Annotated in this window: 21 protein-coding genes; 20 read left to right on the plus strand and 1 reads right to left on the minus strand. The window is 41.7% G+C overall.

Annotated elements, in window-relative coordinates:
* Positions 1-191: 191 nt before the first annotated feature.
* The 12 genes from AC13FX_RS02855 to AC13FX_RS02910 all read left to right on the plus strand — a co-directional run bounded on the left by AC13FX_RS02855 (position 192) and on the right by AC13FX_RS02910 (position 7311).
* Positions 192-542: a type II toxin-antitoxin system RelE/ParE family toxin gene (locus AC13FX_RS02855; protein WP_482878934.1), complete on the plus strand. Its 351-nt coding sequence runs from the start codon at positions 192-194 to the stop codon at positions 540-542.
* On the plus strand, positions 539-820 hold the full coding sequence (locus AC13FX_RS02860) for a helix-turn-helix domain-containing protein (protein WP_482878935.1): 282 nt from the start codon (positions 539-541) through the stop codon (positions 818-820). The genes AC13FX_RS02855 and AC13FX_RS02860 overlap by 4 nt, the downstream gene beginning before the upstream one ends.
* Positions 821-1034: 214 nt before the next feature.
* Positions 1035-1241, plus strand: a complete 207-nt coding sequence (locus AC13FX_RS02865) for a MazE family transcriptional regulator (RefSeq protein ID WP_482878936.1) — start codon at positions 1035-1037, stop codon at positions 1239-1241.
* A gap of 23 nt (positions 1242-1264) precedes the next feature.
* Complete coding sequence (locus AC13FX_RS02870; RefSeq protein WP_482878937.1) at positions 1265-1633, plus strand: type II toxin-antitoxin system death-on-curing family toxin; 369 nt, start codon at positions 1265-1267, stop codon at positions 1631-1633.
* A 199-nt stretch (positions 1634-1832) separates the two neighbouring features.
* Entirely contained in the window at positions 1833-2066 is a 234-nt protein-coding gene (locus AC13FX_RS02875) for an addiction module protein (protein WP_482878939.1), read from the plus strand.
* A 461-nt stretch (positions 2067-2527) separates the two neighbouring features.
* A complete protein-coding gene (locus tag AC13FX_RS02880) occupies positions 2528-2821 on the plus strand; it encodes a type II toxin-antitoxin system HigB family toxin (protein ID WP_482878940.1) in 294 nt (97 codons plus the stop codon).
* 14 nt (positions 2822-2835) lie between these two features.
* Positions 2836-3204, plus strand: coding sequence for a helix-turn-helix domain-containing protein (locus tag AC13FX_RS02885; protein WP_482878941.1), 369 nt, complete (start codon positions 2836-2838; stop codon positions 3202-3204).
* Between the two features lie 206 nt (positions 3205-3410).
* A complete protein-coding gene (locus AC13FX_RS02890; protein WP_482878942.1) occupies positions 3411-3623 on the plus strand; it encodes an addiction module protein in 213 nt (70 codons plus the stop codon).
* A 434-nt stretch (positions 3624-4057) separates the two neighbouring features.
* On the plus strand, positions 4058-4633 hold the full coding sequence (locus AC13FX_RS02895) for an AlkZ-related protein (RefSeq protein ID WP_482878943.1): 576 nt from the start codon (positions 4058-4060) through the stop codon (positions 4631-4633).
* A gap of 310 nt (positions 4634-4943) precedes the next feature.
* Positions 4944-5351 carry a VOC family protein gene (locus AC13FX_RS02900; protein ID WP_482878945.1) on the plus strand — a complete coding sequence of 136 codons (408 nt, stop codon included), beginning with the start codon at positions 4944-4946 and terminating at the stop codon, positions 5349-5351.
* Positions 5352-5537: 186 nt separating this feature from the next.
* Positions 5538-6506 carry a phosphotransferase gene (locus tag AC13FX_RS02905; RefSeq protein ID WP_482879033.1) on the plus strand — a complete coding sequence of 323 codons (969 nt, stop codon included), beginning with the start codon at positions 5538-5540 and terminating at the stop codon, positions 6504-6506.
* Complete coding sequence (locus AC13FX_RS02910) at positions 6487-7311, plus strand: 3'(2'),5'-bisphosphate nucleotidase CysQ family protein (protein ID WP_482878946.1); 825 nt, start codon at positions 6487-6489, stop codon at positions 7309-7311. The genes AC13FX_RS02905 and AC13FX_RS02910 overlap by 20 nt, the downstream gene beginning before the upstream one ends.
* A 256-nt stretch (positions 7312-7567) precedes the next feature.
* On the opposite strand, the gene AC13FX_RS02915 is transcribed toward AC13FX_RS02910, so the two are convergent.
* Positions 7568-10321, minus strand: coding sequence for a phosphoenolpyruvate carboxylase (locus AC13FX_RS02915; protein WP_482878947.1), 2754 nt, complete (start codon positions 10319-10321; stop codon positions 7568-7570).
* 207 nt (positions 10322-10528) lie between these two features.
* Between AC13FX_RS02915 and AC13FX_RS02920 the strand changes: the two genes are divergently transcribed.
* From AC13FX_RS02920 to AC13FX_RS02955, 8 genes are all read left to right on the plus strand, one after another.
* Positions 10529-10933 (plus strand): VOC family protein, encoded by a 405-nt coding sequence (locus tag AC13FX_RS02920; RefSeq protein WP_482878948.1) that lies wholly within the window; start codon positions 10529-10531, stop codon positions 10931-10933.
* Between the two features lie 172 nt (positions 10934-11105).
* Complete coding sequence (locus tag AC13FX_RS02925; RefSeq protein WP_482878949.1) at positions 11106-12347, plus strand: DUF418 domain-containing protein; 1242 nt, start codon at positions 11106-11108, stop codon at positions 12345-12347.
* A 26-nt stretch (positions 12348-12373) separates the two neighbouring features.
* On the plus strand, positions 12374-12760 hold the full coding sequence (locus AC13FX_RS02930) for a hypothetical protein (RefSeq protein ID WP_482878950.1): 387 nt from the start codon (positions 12374-12376) through the stop codon (positions 12758-12760).
* A 172-nt stretch (positions 12761-12932) separates the two neighbouring features.
* Positions 12933-13826 (plus strand): glycosyl hydrolase, encoded by an 894-nt coding sequence (locus AC13FX_RS02935; protein ID WP_482878951.1) that lies wholly within the window; start codon positions 12933-12935, stop codon positions 13824-13826.
* 147 nt (positions 13827-13973) lie between these two features.
* Entirely contained in the window at positions 13974-15068 is a 1095-nt protein-coding gene (locus tag AC13FX_RS02940) for an efflux RND transporter periplasmic adaptor subunit (protein ID WP_482878952.1), read from the plus strand.
* Positions 15065-16324, plus strand: a complete 1260-nt coding sequence (locus AC13FX_RS02945; protein ID WP_482878953.1) for an ABC transporter permease — start codon at positions 15065-15067, stop codon at positions 16322-16324. Before AC13FX_RS02940 ends, AC13FX_RS02945 begins: the two co-directional genes overlap by 4 nt.
* Positions 16325-16326: 2 nt before the next feature.
* Positions 16327-17013 (plus strand): ABC transporter ATP-binding protein, encoded by a 687-nt coding sequence (locus AC13FX_RS02950; protein WP_482878954.1) that lies wholly within the window; start codon positions 16327-16329, stop codon positions 17011-17013.
* Positions 17014-17038: 25 nt separating this feature from the next.
* Positions 17039-17422: a hypothetical protein gene (locus AC13FX_RS02955; protein WP_482878956.1), complete on the plus strand. Its 384-nt coding sequence runs from the start codon at positions 17039-17041 to the stop codon at positions 17420-17422.
* Positions 17423-17502 lie beyond the last annotated feature (80 nt).

Consider the following 17502-nt stretch of genomic DNA (forward strand, 5'->3'; position numbering starts at 1 on the left):
CAAAACGTTTTAAATCGGACGCGGACGGGGTGTAATGAAACTTGATTGCCAGGCAATAATTTCGCTACTTCTAAGAAATCATAATCCCCGCGCCGCTTACACGCTGGGTCGTTATGTTCTTCATTTACTTCCCCTCTCTTTTCGCAATAAAATTTATTTGACAATGTTCGCATATATGCTAACTTTTAAATATGCGCGTTATCAAGTTTTACCGAACAAAAACCGGGAATTGTCCTGTGGAAGATTTCTTGCAAAGTCTTCCCGACAAACAATCTAAGAAAGTGGCCTGGACACTTCGTGTTGTTCGTGATTTAGAACAGGTTCCCACTCAGTATTTGAAGAAGCTCAAAAGCACCGATGATATTTGGGAAGTTCGGGCAACGCTTGGAAACAACACTTTTCGGTTGCTGGGATTTTTTGACGGTCCAAAACTGATTGTATTAACCAGTGGTTTTGCAAAGAAGACGAATAAAGTCCCAAAACAGGAAATTGAAACTGCCGAAGAACGTAAACGTGATTATTACCGGAGGAAAGAACAATGAGTAAAGATGATTTAGAAATTTTTATCGATCAAAAGAAAGCCGAAAGCCCAGAGTTTGCAGAGAACTTTGAGGAAGGGTATCTGAATTTTAAAATCGGAGTGATTCTTCGCCAGGCCCGCGAAAATATGGGAGCAACTCAAGCTGATGTTGCCGAGAAGTTGAACACCACTAAGTCAGTGATTTCCAGAATTGAGAATCATGCCGAGGATATCAAACTTTCTACGCTTACCAAATATGCGAAGGCATTAGGTAAAAAAGTAAAGCTCGAAATCCTGTAAATTCAAAACATAACAAGGCGTTTTAAATCGGACGGGGTGCGATGGAACTTGATTGCCAGGCAATAATTTCGCTACTTCAAATAAATCATAATCCCCGCGCCGTTTAAATGCTGGGTCGTTAGCCGTATTAATTCTTCTCTTCCGATATACTTTTTTGCTTTTTATTTCGTATTCTTATGTTAATAACTTCGTAAGAACATAAAGCAACAGGATTATGATTAAGAAACTTCAGAAAATTGGCAACAGTCGTGGTGTCCTGCTCGAAAAAGCCCTGCTTAAGCTTTTGAAAGTAGAAGATGACGACCAAGTCGAAATTATCCCGCAAGATGAAGGACTTTTGATTAAAAAAGTCAAAGCAAAATCTGCTTATCAAGAAGTCAGCAAAAAGCATCGAAAATCCTTGGATAAATTGGGTGAATAATGCACAAGCCTTCCTTTTTAACCGTGGAAGACATTTTATTCATCCATGAGCAAGAGATTCAAAAAGCAGGTGGTGCTTCGGGTGTTCGGGAAGAACAAAATATACAGGCTTGCACAGATGCTCCCAAAGCAAGTTTTGATAGTGAATATTTGAACGATCTATTTGATATGGCGGCCAGCTATATTATTTGTTTAACTATTCGACATCCATTTGTCGATGGAAATAAACGAACTGCATTGGCCTCTGCCCCGACTTTTTTGTACATCAATGGATCTGAAGTTGAAGAATCTTATGATCTGGAACTTGCTGACTTGATTCTGGATTTTTTGTCAAAAAATATTTCCAAAGAAGATCTTGCCAAGCACCTAAAAGAGAATGCTTTAAAAACATAGAAAATACGGCTTACAATGCGTTTTAAAGCGGACGGGGTGCGATGGAAACTTGTTTCTAAGAATTTAATTTCGCTACTTTAAAAGTAAATTATAATCCCTCTCCGTTTAAACGCTGGGCCGTCATACCCACTACAATAATGGTTCTCGCTTCCACTTCTCTTCAGTAATAATTACATTCAGGTAAACTAACTCATATATTATGATTACCGATTTCAAAGAGATAGAAAATTCTGCCTTAAATCTTGACCGGAAGAATAAAGCCCGTCTTGCTGATAAATTATTACAAAGTATTCATGGTAAAATTGATCCTGAAATAGAACAGGCTTGGATTGATGAAGTTCAAAAGAGAAAGGAATCGCTTAAATCAGGAGACGCCTCTCTTCACTCAGCTACTGAAGTTTTAAAAGAAGCGAGAAATCGCATTCAAAAGTGACTATTAAATTTCATTCAGAAGCCAGAAATGAATTCTTTGAAACTTCGGAATACTACGAGGAACAGGTTGTTGGACTAGGTATGACTTTATTAATGAGGTAGAAAAAGTATTAAATGTCATTGAACAACAACCTTCATCCGGAACTAAAATTACTAAAACAGTACGAAGATTTTTAGTTTCCCGCTTTCCTTTTGGAATCATCTACTCTGTGGAAGGTGAGCTTATTACCATATTCGCCGTTATGAATTTGAAGCGAAAACCAGGGTACAGGGAATCTCGAACCTAAAACCGTGTGTATAACAAGGCGTTTTTAAATCGGACGGGGTGCGATGGAACTTGATTGCCAGGAATTAATTTTGCTACTTCAAAAGAAATCATAATCCCCGCGCCATTATGAGCTGGGCCGTTATGTAACCTATCTTTTTGCTTGTTCCCAATTATGGAACTTTCTATATTCATTTATGCGAGTAATTGCCCGAAAAACATTACGTAAGTTTTGGATTAATCATTCGGACAGTGAAGATGCTTTAAAAGCATGGTTTTCTGAAGCAGAAAACTCTTATTGGGAATCACCTTCTGACATTAAGAAGAAATATCCACATGCCAGTATTCTTCCTGACAATCGGGTGGTTTTCAACATCAAGGGCAATAACTATCGGCTGGTAGTCAAAATCAATTATGACTACGGACAAGTATTCATCCGTTTTGTAGGTACTCATGCTGAATACGACAAAATTGATGCAACGACAATTTAAAGCGGATATTAATCATGCAGATTCACCCCATACATACCGAAGACGATTATCAAAAAGCATTAGATCGTATTGAAGAAATTTTCGATGCCAAGCCTGGAAGTGAGGAAGGTGATGAATTGGAAATATTGGGAATTTTAGTGGATGAATACGAAAAAAAGCATTTCCCTTTTGAATCTCCAAAACCAGTAGAAGCTATTAAATTTCGCATGGATCAATTAGGGATGCAACAAAAAGATTTGGCCAAAGTGTTGGGATCAAAATCACGAGCAAGTGAAATACTCTCAGGTAAACGCTCTCTTTCTCTCCGTCATATTAAAGTGCTAAACAAAAAACTTGGGATTCCGGCAGAAGTATTAATCCAAGAACCAGAGCCGGTTACATAACCAACGTATCAACTCGGACTTGGCCGCTGTTTGCCTATGAAAAATTTCTTGGCTTATAGAAATCCTGAGTTTTAGTTCATTCCTAATCAAAAAGGCCAAGCTGGTTAAACGCCAATCCGTTAGTGCGCCTCATTCAAAATTTATTCCGCGATTGCTTTAGAGGTTCTTTTTGTTCAAATTATTGTATCTAATTTAATTCAGTCATAATGGAAGACACGCTGATCAAAGAACTATCAAGACTCAATAAAAACGAAAAGATCATTTTAGTAGAAGCTTTGTGGGATTCTATAGCTTCTGATCCTGAGCAAGTTGATGTGCCTGAACATCATATAAGTATTTTAGAAGAGCGTTTACAAACACTTGATAAAGATACAGCGAACGGAAAGTCATGGGATAAAATCCGAGAAAAGTATTTATAGGTCGTGCTTAAAACGCTAATTCTTACCCCACAAGCTGAAAAAGATCTTGATGATGCATATGATTAGTACGAAAGCCAAGATCCGGGATTGGGAAAAGAGTTCGCTCGTTGTGTAGATGTAAAGATTACTTCTGTTCTTTGTGCTCCTCAGCAACACCAAGTTGTTTATAAAAGCAAAATTCGAAGAGCTTTAGTTAACCGATTTCCGTTTTCTATTTACTTTGTTGAACAAAAAGATGTGATTTCAGTGTTCGCCATATTGCATCAACATCAGAATCCAAATGCTTGGAAATCGCGTTTATAATCCTCCGGCACACTAATAAAGCGTTTTAAATCGGACGCAGGCGGGGCACGATTGAACTTGCTTGCCAGGAATTAATATCGCTACTTCAGAAGAGACTTATAATTCCCGTGCCGGTTTTGCGACAGGCCGTTATGCACAATAAAGATGTACATGTTATGATCAAGACGATTGAACAGGCTTACCGGTTTGTCAAAAAAGTAAAGGTATGTACCATCTTCTCAAGTGATAAAGTCGAGCATGCCTCCCTTTGGGAACAGGTTGATCTTCCTGAAAAACAACCCGGGGAAAAGGGATGGGGGAAGAAGATGACAGCTGTTTGGACATGGAAAAATCAGCTTCCGGCTCAGTATCCTGACGACATATTCTATGGTAAGATCAAAGGAGGGGTGGCGGTGCTGATGGATATGGACTATATGGCCAATGTTCACTTTCCCAAGGCCTATAAAGATATTCAAACACAGGATAGTCTTGCACAGCATATTTACAGCAAAGTGGTTACGGAGCCATGGGATACCACATCACTTCGCAAGGCGACAATGCAGGAAGTTGGCTGTACCAAGAGTCAGTTTGACACGGCCCTAAAGAACCTTCAGGTAACTATGAACATTGCCAGATTAAATGATCCTCAAATCGAGCGAGATACGTGGGTATCATTCAAGGAATTGTACCTCAATGTTTGGAAGCAATATGTAAACGATGATATTTAACGAATGTTAAGAACACTATTCAAAAGTTCAGTGAAGAAGTTAGCCGGTTGATAATTCAATTTTGTTCAATTCGACATTAAAATTGTGCTTAACAACTGCATTAACCGTGGACGCAGTCGCGACTTTGGTTAAATTTCTTGCCAATGATCATTCAAATGTTTAGCCTTTTAAAAATCATATTATCCGGACCGTTAAAGAGCTTAGTCTAATTATTGTTTTAATTACCCCGTGAAGGTGTCTTATTTTCATATCATTAAAGACCTGTCAGATACACAAAATCCAGATCTAAATATTAAATAAGTATCACTATATGAATACAAAAAAAGTTTGGGCAAACTTATCGGTAAGAGATGTGAAAAGAACCCATGATTTCTACAAAGAGTTGGGGTTCAGACCAAATGGAGAATTTCCCAATGAATATGATCTAGTCAGCTTTTTGGTTGGTGAAAACGATTTTATTGTTCATTTCTTCTCACACAAAAGCCTGAAACCTTCCATGGGCGGTGAAATAGCGGATTTAAATAACGGTAATGAAGTAATGTTCACCCTTTCGGCTGACAGTAAAGAAGAAGTTAATGAATGGGCGAATGCAGTTAAAAAAGCAGGCGGTACCATATTTAGTGAACCGCAAAACATACAGGGAAATAACGATTGGTACGGATGTGGTTTTGCAGATCCTGACGGCCATAAATGGAATGTTTTTTACAACGGCAAATAGAGCTTTATCTTTTTAAAAAATGCCTGATAAACCGTTCATTTAGGAGGCATGCCTCACCGTTGGCTGCCTGATTTGTTTTCGTCAGTCCCATATTACATTTTAAATTCAATTCAGCACTGTTTTGTACGCTCTTTTTGCGTCATGTCAATACAATCTGCTGCAAAATCTTTCCTATCTTCAGCATCTATGAAAGAAGCCTTCAAAGATGTCATACTAGAAAGCACCGGAGCTGATTCAATAAGCGATCAGGAGGTAATACAGGAACTCTGGAGTGGTTATGGTAAGATCCTTCGTATGCGTATTTCCGGCACCCCTGCCCGTAGTGTGGTCGCAAAATATATTCAGTCGGAGGGGGCTAAAAGTCATCCCAGAGGTTGGAATACAGATATCGGACATCAGCGAAAGCTTAGATCCTATGAGGTGGAAACTACCTGGTATGAACGGTACAGTTCCGAAAGTACTGCTCGGGTCCCCCGCTGCCTGGCAGTAGACCATCACGAAGATGAGGTACTGATCGTATTGGAAGACCTGGATGCTTCCGGATATCCACTCCGCAAAACATCCGTAAGTTTAAGTGAGATCAGCTCCATTCTAAAGTGGCTGGCGGACTTCCATGCAACTTTCCTGGGAAAAGACCCGGAGGGTTTATGGGAACAAGGCACCTACTGGCACCTGAAAACCCGTCCACAGGAATACGATGCATTGAGTGATAAACGCCTGAAAAAGGCTGCTGCCCTGATCGATCAGAAACTAAATGCCTGTACTTATAAGACCTTTGTTCACGGAGATGCCAAGCTGGCCAATTTTTGCTTTTCCGAACAGGGTGAGGTTGCCGCTGTTGACTTCCAGTATGTTGGCGGGGGCTGCGGAATGAAAGATGTGGCGTATTTTATCGGAAGCTGCCTGGATGAGGACGAATGCGAAGCCATGGAACAGCAGATCCTGGATACCTATTTCAAACACCTTCATCAGGCACTCGGAAACAGAAACGAGTGTCTGGAAACTGAGTGGCGATCTTTATACAGAGTAGCCTGGGCTGATTTCCACCGTTTCCTCAAAGGCTGGAGTCCGGGACATTGGAAGATCAACAGCTATAGCGAGAGAATAACCCAAGAAGTCATAAACAATCTATTAGATGAACCTATTACCCCTTAAAGAAACGGCTATAAATGCTGCAATGGCTGCAGGACGGATCATTAAATCATATATGGATCAGGAGATCCCTGTGGATGAAAAAGAAGGCGGAACCAATTATGCCTCGCAGGTGGTCACGAAAGCAGATAAAGAATGTGAAGAGGAGATCCTTTCATTTTTGTTACCTTCCTGTGCGGAATATGACCTGGCTATGCTAACGGAGGAAACTGAAGACGATGGCAGTCGCTTCGAAAAAGACTATTTCTGGTGCGTGGATCCCATCGACGGAACCCTGGCTTTTATCCATAAAGAACCGGGGTTTTCAGTTTCCATAGCCCTGGTATCCAGAGACGGGGAGCCGGTGATCGGTGTCATTTATGATCCCTGTACCGATACCTTATACCATGCCGCTAAAGGCCACGGGGTGTACCGTAATGATAAACCCTGGGAGATCCCAACCCCGAATGATCACCTGACCCATGTTACAGACAAACCATTGGAAGACACTTCCCGGCCCGATGACCTGAAGCGACTGCTGAATGATATGGTTGATGAAATGGGCCTGTCAGGGTTAGAGGTGCTGCAGGGTGGCGGGTCGGTACTCAATGCCATCAACGTATTAAAAAATCCTCCCTCCTGTATGATCAAGCATCCCAAAAAAGAGATCGGAGGCGGAAGTCTCTGGGATTTTGCCTCTACCGCATGTCTGTTTCATGAACTTGGCTTCCGCGCCACAAACTTTGAAGGCGGTCCGCTGGATCTGAATCGAAGGGACAGCACTTTTATGCATCATGAAGGAATCTACTATGCCTGTGAACAACAATGAAATTACGGTTATGTGTGCTACTTTGGTGAACACTAAACCACAGCACCCTAAAAACGCGGGGTTTTAAGTTATCATCAAAAATTAGGTCGTGAGAAACAGAATTTTAAAGACAATGAGGCTCACAAAAGAATTGAGATTTGGTACCAACAATTTCTTGAGCGAGTTGATGGGAAATCAAGTTCCATTGATTAACTCATATCTTCTATACTGTTTCGCCAATAATCCGTGATCTTAGAAAACATCCTGCCTTATCTGATCACCCTGTAGTCCCCAAGCCACTGGCAATGGCATTCAATACCAAAAGCATTTCAGGCAACTGTTCCGCCGCTTGTTTTTCCTTACCTGAGTCTTTGAGCTTCCTCCATGACTTAAGCTGTTCGATCTGTAATTTATGCAATGGCTTTAATAATTCTGACCGGAATTCGATCATACGATACATACGTGGGCGACGCTCACTCAATTTATGGCCATATAAAAGCTCCAGCATCTCACGCGTTCTGTTGAATTCTGCTTCTATCTTATTCAGGTATTGCTCTGCGAGAGCCCGATCCTCAACCAAAGATGCATATTCCTTCATGATCTCAATATCAGTTAGTGCTATGGCTGAGGAAGCGTTGGTTATGATATACCGGAAAGGCATGAAATTGACCGCTTCCTTGCTCAACTCAGAAAATGCTTCCGGATCCTCATCCCGAAGTCGCTGCAGAGCTGAACCAACCCCGTACCAACCGGTCAGGAAGAACCGAGCCTGGCTCCAGCTGAATACCCATGGAATGGCGCGAAGATCACCAAAGGAACGCTTACCGGTTCTGCGCGCCGGACGAGAGCCTATGCTACTTGATTCTATGACATCAATAGGAGTTGCCTGTGAAAAGAACTGAACAAATTCATCTGAATGCACAAGGTTCTGATAACTTTCAAGACTGTGATCATACAATTTATTTACAACAGGCTGAAGTTTATTCTGCAGATCCTTTCCACTGTTTTTACTTAAGGTATGCGATGCCGTTCCGGCCTGAAGTAACTCCAGGTTATACAGGGCTGTGACCGTGTTGGCATATTTTTGAGAGATCATTTCTCCCTGCTCGGTCAGTCTCATATCTCCCTGAACCGTACCGGAAGGCAGCCCGGCAATAAAACGGTGAGTTGGCCCTGCCCCGCGGCTTATGGTTCCACCCCTTCCATGGAAATATCGAATTCGGATGCCGTGTTCTTTGCCTACATCTGACAACTTAAGCTGAGCCTGATTCAGGCTCCAAAGGCTTGCAAATATCCCACCATCCTTATTGCTGTCACTGTACCCGACCATCACTTGCTGATATCTGTCTGAATTATCCCGTTTCTGCCGATAGATTATGCTACGCTGAGTAATTGGGTGACTCAAAAACGAATCCAGTATTTCTGGACCCTTTTCCAGATCCTCGATCGTTTCCAGCAGGGGAACTACCGGTATTTTGGAAGCCATGCCCTCTTCGGTCAGCTCCATAAGGCCTGCTTCACGGCACAATGCATAGACCACCAACAGATCCGATAAGCTTCTTGTCATACTTACGATAAATGAGCCTATTCCATTCGTACCATACCGATTGATGTGCTTATTTACCACATGATAACAGGCAAGAACAGCATCCGCCTCTTCCCCAAGCCCCTGACGGTGACGCACAAAAGGTCTTGAGCTTTTTAGTTCGGTATTAAGAAACTTAACGCGTTTTTCTTCACTCCAAACTGCAAAGTTTTCTCCATCTTCAATACCGGATGCTTTCAAGAGCTGAGCCATAGCATTATCGTGGAATTGGCTGTTTTGCCTGATATCCACCGCCGCCAAATGAAACCCAAAGGTAGCTGCCTTTCGAGCTATAGGTTCCACATCACTTTTTATGATACGCTCGGCATTAATTTCATGAAGCGATTCAATGAGGATATCAAGGTCTGAGAGAACATCTTTCTCAGAAGTATAGTATCGTTCTGCATCCGGCTTTTCAACGGGTTCACCATTCTCCTGAATTGGCAGAAGTACCTGCATTAAATTCAAATACTGGCGCCATGGTTCATCAATATTTCGTTCGAGGGCTTGTTTTGCTGAGTCTCCAACACGGTCTTTTATCTCTGAGATACGGCCTGAGAGTAATTTTGGAATCTTAACTTCAAATGAAGATATACTCAATTTTTTAGCCAGACCTGAGAGGTCGGTCTTGAGTAAATGCAGAGCCTGTTTTCTCAGGACCAAAAGTGTTTCACGGGTCACCTGATCGGTTACAAACGGGTGCCCGTCACGGTCACCACCTACCCAGTTCCCAAAGCTAACCGTTGGGAATTTTCGATAGTCGTCCAGTAGTTCAGCATTGAATCCCGCATTTTCCCATGCTTCTCTCAGCCTCTGATCAAGCATAGGCAACACTTTGGGGAATACATTGGTCAGATAGTGCATGATATTGCTGAGTTCATCCTGAATGGAGGGCTTATGGAGAAACACCTGCCCGGTATTCCAGAGGCGCTGCATGGCCGTCATTATTTCATCCCTTATCTGCTCTTTTTCATGCTTCGTCCACATTTCATTTTCACGCCTGACCATCAACAGGTATACAGATCTAAGCTGATCGATGACCGTAGAGCGTTTTGATTCGGTTGGATGAGCCGTCAACACAGGCTCAATTTTAATATTTGGAAGCTTATTCAGGATATCATTTCCTGAGATCTCTTGATCATTAAGATCCTGCAGGGTCTTCCCCCAAAGCCCGGAGATACGGGCCAGGCCATATTCATCTTCCAGCTTTCTGCGCAATTGAACGGCAGCGTTTTCCTCTACAATAGTGATGAACTGAAAGTATAATGAAAATGCCTTACTGATCTTTTCAGAATCTGCTTTTGAATGATGGCCTTCCTCAATGGCATCAGCTACCTGCACTTCTCCGATATCACGCAGCATTTCAACATAACAATTATGTAAAAACGTGAGGTCATTCTGGATTTTTTCAAGTTCAATACCATCGTCTGTTGTACTAAAGTACATAGTGAGTGAGATTAATTGTAAATGAGTGAGTTTGAGACCTTAAAAATACTAAAACTTTGCAGTTCAAATACCTTTCTGTGTTCTCGGTATGTCTTATGAAACATTTCAACTTTCCATACCGAGAATAAACTACGATCGTTAGTTAAATTCTTTGTGAACATTTCTATTTTAGTATGGTTTTAAAGCAATCAATTAAAAATCCCCTCTATGATCACCCGATTAGCCCATATCTGTATTCATACCGACAACCTTACTGAAACCGAACGATTTTACTGTGAGGCACTTAGCCTTGAGAAAGGTTTCACCTTCGAAAAAGACGGTGATTTATTTGGGTTCTACATCAAATTAGGCGAAAAAACCTTCATTGAGGTTTTTAAAGGAAACCCCAAAGGTGTAGGAAATATCGATCACCTGGCGATAGAAACTGATGATATAGATCAGGTTATATCAAAACTGCGTGCAAATGGATTTGAAGCCACTGAAAAAGTACTTGGCGGGGATAAGACCTGGCAATCATGGACTGAAGATCCAAATGGTGTGCGCATCGAGTTTCACCAGTATACGGACGAAAGTATGCAATTCAGAGGCGGAATTTGTCAGGTTGACTGGTGACACTATAATACTAATTCATTCTGTATTCGCACTCTAATTGAATGACCCTATATCTTTCAGCCTCCCTAAGAATTTCTTCCCATTCTATGAGATTTTTACAACATATTAATTTTAAAAAACTGACCTTTGACTGCTTAAGAATACAAACCATAAGATCAGATAAGTAAAGCACTTGGAAAATACCACTGCCATTCGGCCAACCGGGAGTAAAAAAAGAATTGACCTTTTAGATGTTTACAGGGGGTTCGCCATATTTGGGATCTTTGTGGTAAACATTGTGGTAATGAACTCCACTTACCTTAATCAGGATCAATTCGCTAAACAATGGACTTCTTCGACCGATCAGATCGCTGAAACAACCTTACAGTTATTTTTTTACACTAAATTCTTTCCCATTTTTTCCCTTCTATTCGGATTGGGTATATCCATGCAGGCCTTAAAACTCAAAAACAAAGGTGATCTATCTTTTTCATTTTTCGCCAGAAGAATGTTCATTCTTTTTCTGATCGGTGCTTTTCATATTGTATTTATCTGGTCGGGGGATGTGCTGAATTTATATGCACTACTTGGTCTACTTGTGACTTTCATGATCTCGCGGTCAGATAAACTCCTGCTGTTTCTCTCTTTATTTTTTCTGCTCTTCCCTTTTTATGATCAGGTGTTTGGCGTTCTCTTTAGCTTAATGAGCTTTGAACCGGGAAGTTATTTAATTGGGTATGATGGAGCTGAAGTTAACAGAGTTATCAGTGAGGGTACATATCTTGAAGGCATTAAGCTTAGGTTACTCGAGTATATGTCTAATATCCCGATGCTTTTTGGATTCCTTGGCCCCATTGCCCTTTCAATGTTCCTTTTGGGACTCTATTTAGGAAAGACTAAAGTATTTGATTCCCTTGAAAAATTTATTGATCGGATCATACGACCTGTTCTTCTCGTAACGGTTATTGCCAATATCTATCGAATAGCTTTTTTATTTATACTACCGGAAACAAATCTTTACCAGGATTTCAGGCCTTATTTTATAAAATTAATGGTGGTATCTGATGTGGTAACCGGGCTTTTCTATTTATGGGGTATTGGCTGGTTATGGTTCAATACCAGGTTCAAATTGGTTCTGCAGCCTCTGAAATATGCCGGGAGAATGGCACTCACAAACTATATCATGCAAAGTGTGATCGGTCTTTTTCTGTTTTCATCCATTGGCCTTGGCTTGTATGAAACTTTCAGCCCATCTGAAACACTCCTTATGGCCATTGCAGTCTTTATATTCCAGGTAATTTACAGTAAGATCTGGCTGACATATTTCAAATTCGGCCCACTAGAGTGGATCTGGCGATGCCTTACCTACCAAAAATATTTACCCATCGTCAGGTCAAATATTAATACTGATACCAGCGTTAGTCACAGTACTTAAAGCCAAAAAGTAAGTGAGACGCCCTTATGAAACCTTTTCTATTGCTCATTCCTATCCTTACCCTACTGAACGGATGTTCATTGCTTTCCGGAGATGACAACCTATCACAAGTCTATATTCGATTATCCAATGTCAGCCCGTATTCCTATCAGGATATCCGGGTCAGTACCACCGGAGATGAGGTGAATTTCGGGGACCTTGAAACCGGACAATTTACGGATTACCGCATCTTTGAGAAGGCCTACAGGTATGCCTTTGTAGAACTTCAAATAAATGGAAGCACTTACACACTACAACCGATCGATTATGTCGGAGAAACTCCTCTTGAAAATGGGCGATATACCTATCAGATCGGCGCCAATGATTCAGATGACCAATTTGGCAGATTGAGTCTGACACTTATTGAAAATTAAACATAGATTTTAAGTATCTGCAATTTTGTAACCCCATACAATTGTTGGTTCATTTCTGTTTTAAAGTAGAATTACAATCCTCATACTTTTCAAAAACTAAAAATAAACACGTTTTTTTCTTTTGGTTATCCTAACTTCTTTTATGTATAAGATATTAAGAGAGGCTTTATAAATGAATGGGTACCTGAGTACACTGATCCTTCTATGTTTCTTAACTTTAATGAGTGGGTGTAACAAAAACATTGCAGGTCCCACTGAAGATATTGACATCCCTTCTCCTCCCGCTACTGAAGAAAAAAGCCCAAAAAGAGGGATCGCTTATAACCTGACTGATCCTGCTGACCTGGGAGCTTTGGAAACCGGTCTAAGCTGGTGGTATAACTGGTATTACAGAACCGATGCTCCTTCCAACTTTTATGATAATTACCGTATGGAGTTTATCCCCATGCTATGGGGGCACAATTCTAACTCTGATTACGAAAAGGTAAAAAACTACATTCTGGATCACCCTGAGATAGAATATTTGCTGGTCTTGAATGAACCTAATTTGACCGATCAAGCTAATCAAACACCTAGCCAGGCAGCTCATGAATGGTCATATTATGAACAGGTAATAAACGACCTGGCTTCACTTGGCAGGGATTTGAAACTGGTAGGTCCTGCCATGACATGGGGAACCATGCAGGATTATTGGGATCCTGTCGTTTGGCTGGATGCATTTTATGAGGCTTATCGAGCAGAAAATGGAGGAAAAGACCCAACTATCGACTACCTGGCTTTTCATTGGTATGATTATGGACTCGAAGCCCAACTCGACCGTCTCGAAAAGTATGGTAAACAGATCTGGATCACTGAAATGGCCAATTGGAATCCTCAGATCAATTCGTATGCCAAACAAGCCGAACAAATGCGGATCATGGTAGAGATCTGTGAAAGCAGAGAGGATGTATTCAGATATGCATGGTTCATAGGGCGTGGTGCTGAAGACCGTTTCACCAATTTATTTGAAGCAGATTCCGGAGCACTTAATGATCTTGGAAAGTTATATATCAGCCTTCCTTATTGATCCTCTTTTGTTATACAACAAATTATATCTCAAAACCCCCATCCTGCTTCACACCTTATTTCAATTGAATATTACTCAGAATCAGTAAATTTTTATTCTAATGGAGCTGTATCTTTCACCATCAGAAAGACCAATAAATTTGTTTTTATGAGACCGATCTCTACTGTCTTTATACTCGTACTGATGATCTTCACGGGCACAGGTTGCTCGGAACAGGAAAAAGTTCAGGTCAAAAAGATGGATCTTGTTCAGGGTGTTTATGCTTCGGGAAATGTGATGCCGGTCGGGTATTATCAAGTTACCAGCAAGGTCACAGGAATTGTTGATGAGATCTTAGTGAGTGTAGGTCAGGATGTTGAGGCGGGCCTTCCACTGGTAAAACTGAAAAATGAGCCCAATGAGGCCAACCTGCAGATCGCCAGAAATCAGTTAGAGCTGGCCCGAAAAAATGCCCATAATGGTTCGGACATCCTAAGTCAGCTTTCCCAACAAGTTGAAATATCGCGGGCAACTTTTTTGCAGGATTCTGTTGAATACGAACGCTATCAACAACTTCGGAATGATGGCATTGGCTCTGAACTTGAACTGGATAGGATCAGGCTGCGATATCAGACTTCAAAAAATAATTATCAGATAGCAAGTAGTAAGTATCAGGAAACTAAAGAACGCTTGCAGATCGAACTGGATAATGCCCGCAATAACTTCCTTGCTCAACAAAGCATGACGGGCGACTTCACCATTCTTTCCGCTATTGACGGAAAGGTTTACGATATCATACCGGAAGAAGGAGAACTTATTGCCGGTAATCGCCCGATCATGGAGATCGGAGCCACAGATCGTTTTGAAACCGAACTTCAGGTGGATGAAACAGATATCGTGATGGTAAAAGAAGGCCAACCGGTATATTACGAACTGGATGCTATTGAAGACACAGTGCTAAGTGGAGTTATTAGTCTCATATATCCGCGGATCAATACCATTGAACGTACCGCTAAAGTGATCGCCTCGATCGACCCCTTGCAGCACCCTATGTATCCGGGTATGGCACTGGAGGCAAATATTGTGATCAATGAAAAAGACAGTGTGCTGGTGCTTCCGATCACATTCATCAATGAGAACAATGAAGTGATCATGGAAGACGGTTCCCTCAAAAGGATCGAAACCGGGATCCGTGACCTGAATTATGTTGAGATCCTCTCAGGACTTGAAGAAGGCGATGTCGTTTTAAAACCTGAATCATGAACCGCTTTCCCATCCTAAAGATCGTAATTACGCATCTCACCAGCCGAAAGCGGCAGACCATCGTTTCTATGCTGGGCGTTACCTTTGGTATTACGGTATTCATCTTTCAGGCAGGGGTGATCACCGGACTTCAAGATTTTTTTATTGAGAAGACCATCAACTCCACGGCTCATATCCACATCTACCAGGATAAGAATCAGAAGTCACCTCCCGTACTCCTGGATGTTTACGATGCAGATAAAACCTGGATCTCAGTCCCAAACATCAAAAGTAAAAATGAGCTGCCAAAGCTTAAGCGCGGCCTGCAGATCGTGGAGATCCTGGAGTCTTACCCAGAAGTAACCGGGGTTTCTCCAAGCCTGAGTACCCAGGCAATCCTGAAACTGGGTGTGGCGGATGTTTCGGGTTTCATCAATGGAGTCAATATTCGCAAGGAGAACCGGCTTTTTGATCTGGAACCGGATATGGTCAGCGGCTCAATTATCAGGCTTGAGACTGTGAATAACGGGATCATACTTGGTTCCGGATTGGCAGAATCCCTGGGTGCCATATTGAATGATAATATCACGGTGGTCTCACCGGGTGGGGTTGCCTTGCAGATGAAAGTGGTTGGCATACTGGACACCGGCTTAAGGGATCTTGATAACAATCGGGCCTACAGCAGCATCCGGAATACACAAAAACTTATGAATGTGACCGGAAGCTACATTACAGACATTAATATCAAACTTGAAGATGTCGATAAGGCCGGGGTGCTTGCCCGTGAGTTTCAATCCCGATTTGGATACACCGCCGAAGACTGGAAACAAGCCAACGAAGGTATTTTCAGCGTGTTCAGGATTCAGAACATTGTCACCTATCTTGTGATCATCTCTATCCTGTTAGTTTCAGGCTTTGGCATCTTCAATATCCTTTCTATGATGATCTATGAAAAGATGAATGACATAGCCATTCTGAAATCCATAGGTTATACAGATGTTGATATCAGAAATGTATTCCTTTTGGAAGCACTGATCATTGGTTTTTTAGGTGGATTGATAGGATTAATGATAGGGTTTGTGATCTCATGGATCACCTCCATCATTCCGACCAATATTGAAGGCTTTGTTTCTTCTGAATACCTGAATATCAATTTTGACCCGGCTTTTTATCTACTGGCTTTCATCTTTGGCCTGGTGGCTACCGGAATTGCAGGTTATCTGCCGGCCAGAAAAGCTTCTAAGATCGACCCGATCAATATCATCAGATCACAGTGACCATGAAAAAAGTATTAGAAGCCAAACACCTGAATAAATACTTTCACAAACCCGTGGAATTTCACGTGCTGAAGGATATCAACCTGTCGATCTACTCCGGTGAATTTGTTTCTATTGTTGGTCCCTCCGGAAGCGGGAAATCTACCCTCCTCTATGCTATATCTTCCCTTGATCGTGAATATGAGGGAGAAGTCCTGTTCAATGATATTGAGCTTAAGACACTCACCAATCAGAAGTTGGCGCACCTTAGAAATAAGTCCATTGGTTTTATTTTTCAGTTCCATTATCTGTTGGCCGACTTTACGGCTCTTGACAACGTCATGCTTCCCGGCCTTAAGCTTGGGGAACATACTCATGAAGAGCTGGAAGAAAAAGCTATGCAGAAACTTGACCTCCTGGGTATTGCTGACCAAGCCTCAAAAAAGGTAAACCGCCTTTCCGGTGGGCAGCAACAGCGTGTTTCTGTAGCACGCGCGCTGATCAACGAACCGCGCATCGTATTTTGTGATGAACCAACCGGTAATCTTGATTCTAAGAATGCGAAGGTGGTATTTGACATGCTTAAGAACCTGACCCGTGAGTTTGACCAAACCATTCTTATGGTAACACACGATGATTCTTTTTCATCTGAAACAGACCGGCAGATCCAGTTATTGGATGGCAAAATAATTGACAGAGAAACTCCCTAAATATCTATAATATCAAATCCCTATAATGAAACACTTGCTTTTACTCGCCACAGCATTGCTAATCTTTTCCTGCAACTCACCGGGTTCAAAACCAATACCGCAGGGAACATGGACCGGTTATCTGACGCCTATGAATCACCCGGATATGAAAAATGAGGTCAGTTATAATGTTCAATACACTAATAATGAGCTTGGGATCGAACTCAAAGGACCGGGTGGGCAACCCATTCAAACAATGGATCCACATATAAAAAATGATTCCCTTTTCTATTCATTCAATGAACCTGAGGAAGGGGTAACTTTGACCTGTAAGCTGGCAAAATCAGAAACCGGGACCTTCGAAGGTCGATGCACCGATCCATCTGGTAAATGGGCTCTTTTTTCTATGATTCCCCCCAACTCTCCCTGACTTTAAAATATCGTCGGGTTTTATGTTCAACTCTCTCCTGCACTTGTTATCTTCACGGCTGAATTTCCCGCAATAATCAC

The organism is Gracilimonas sp. B-17 (assembly GCF_056857935.1).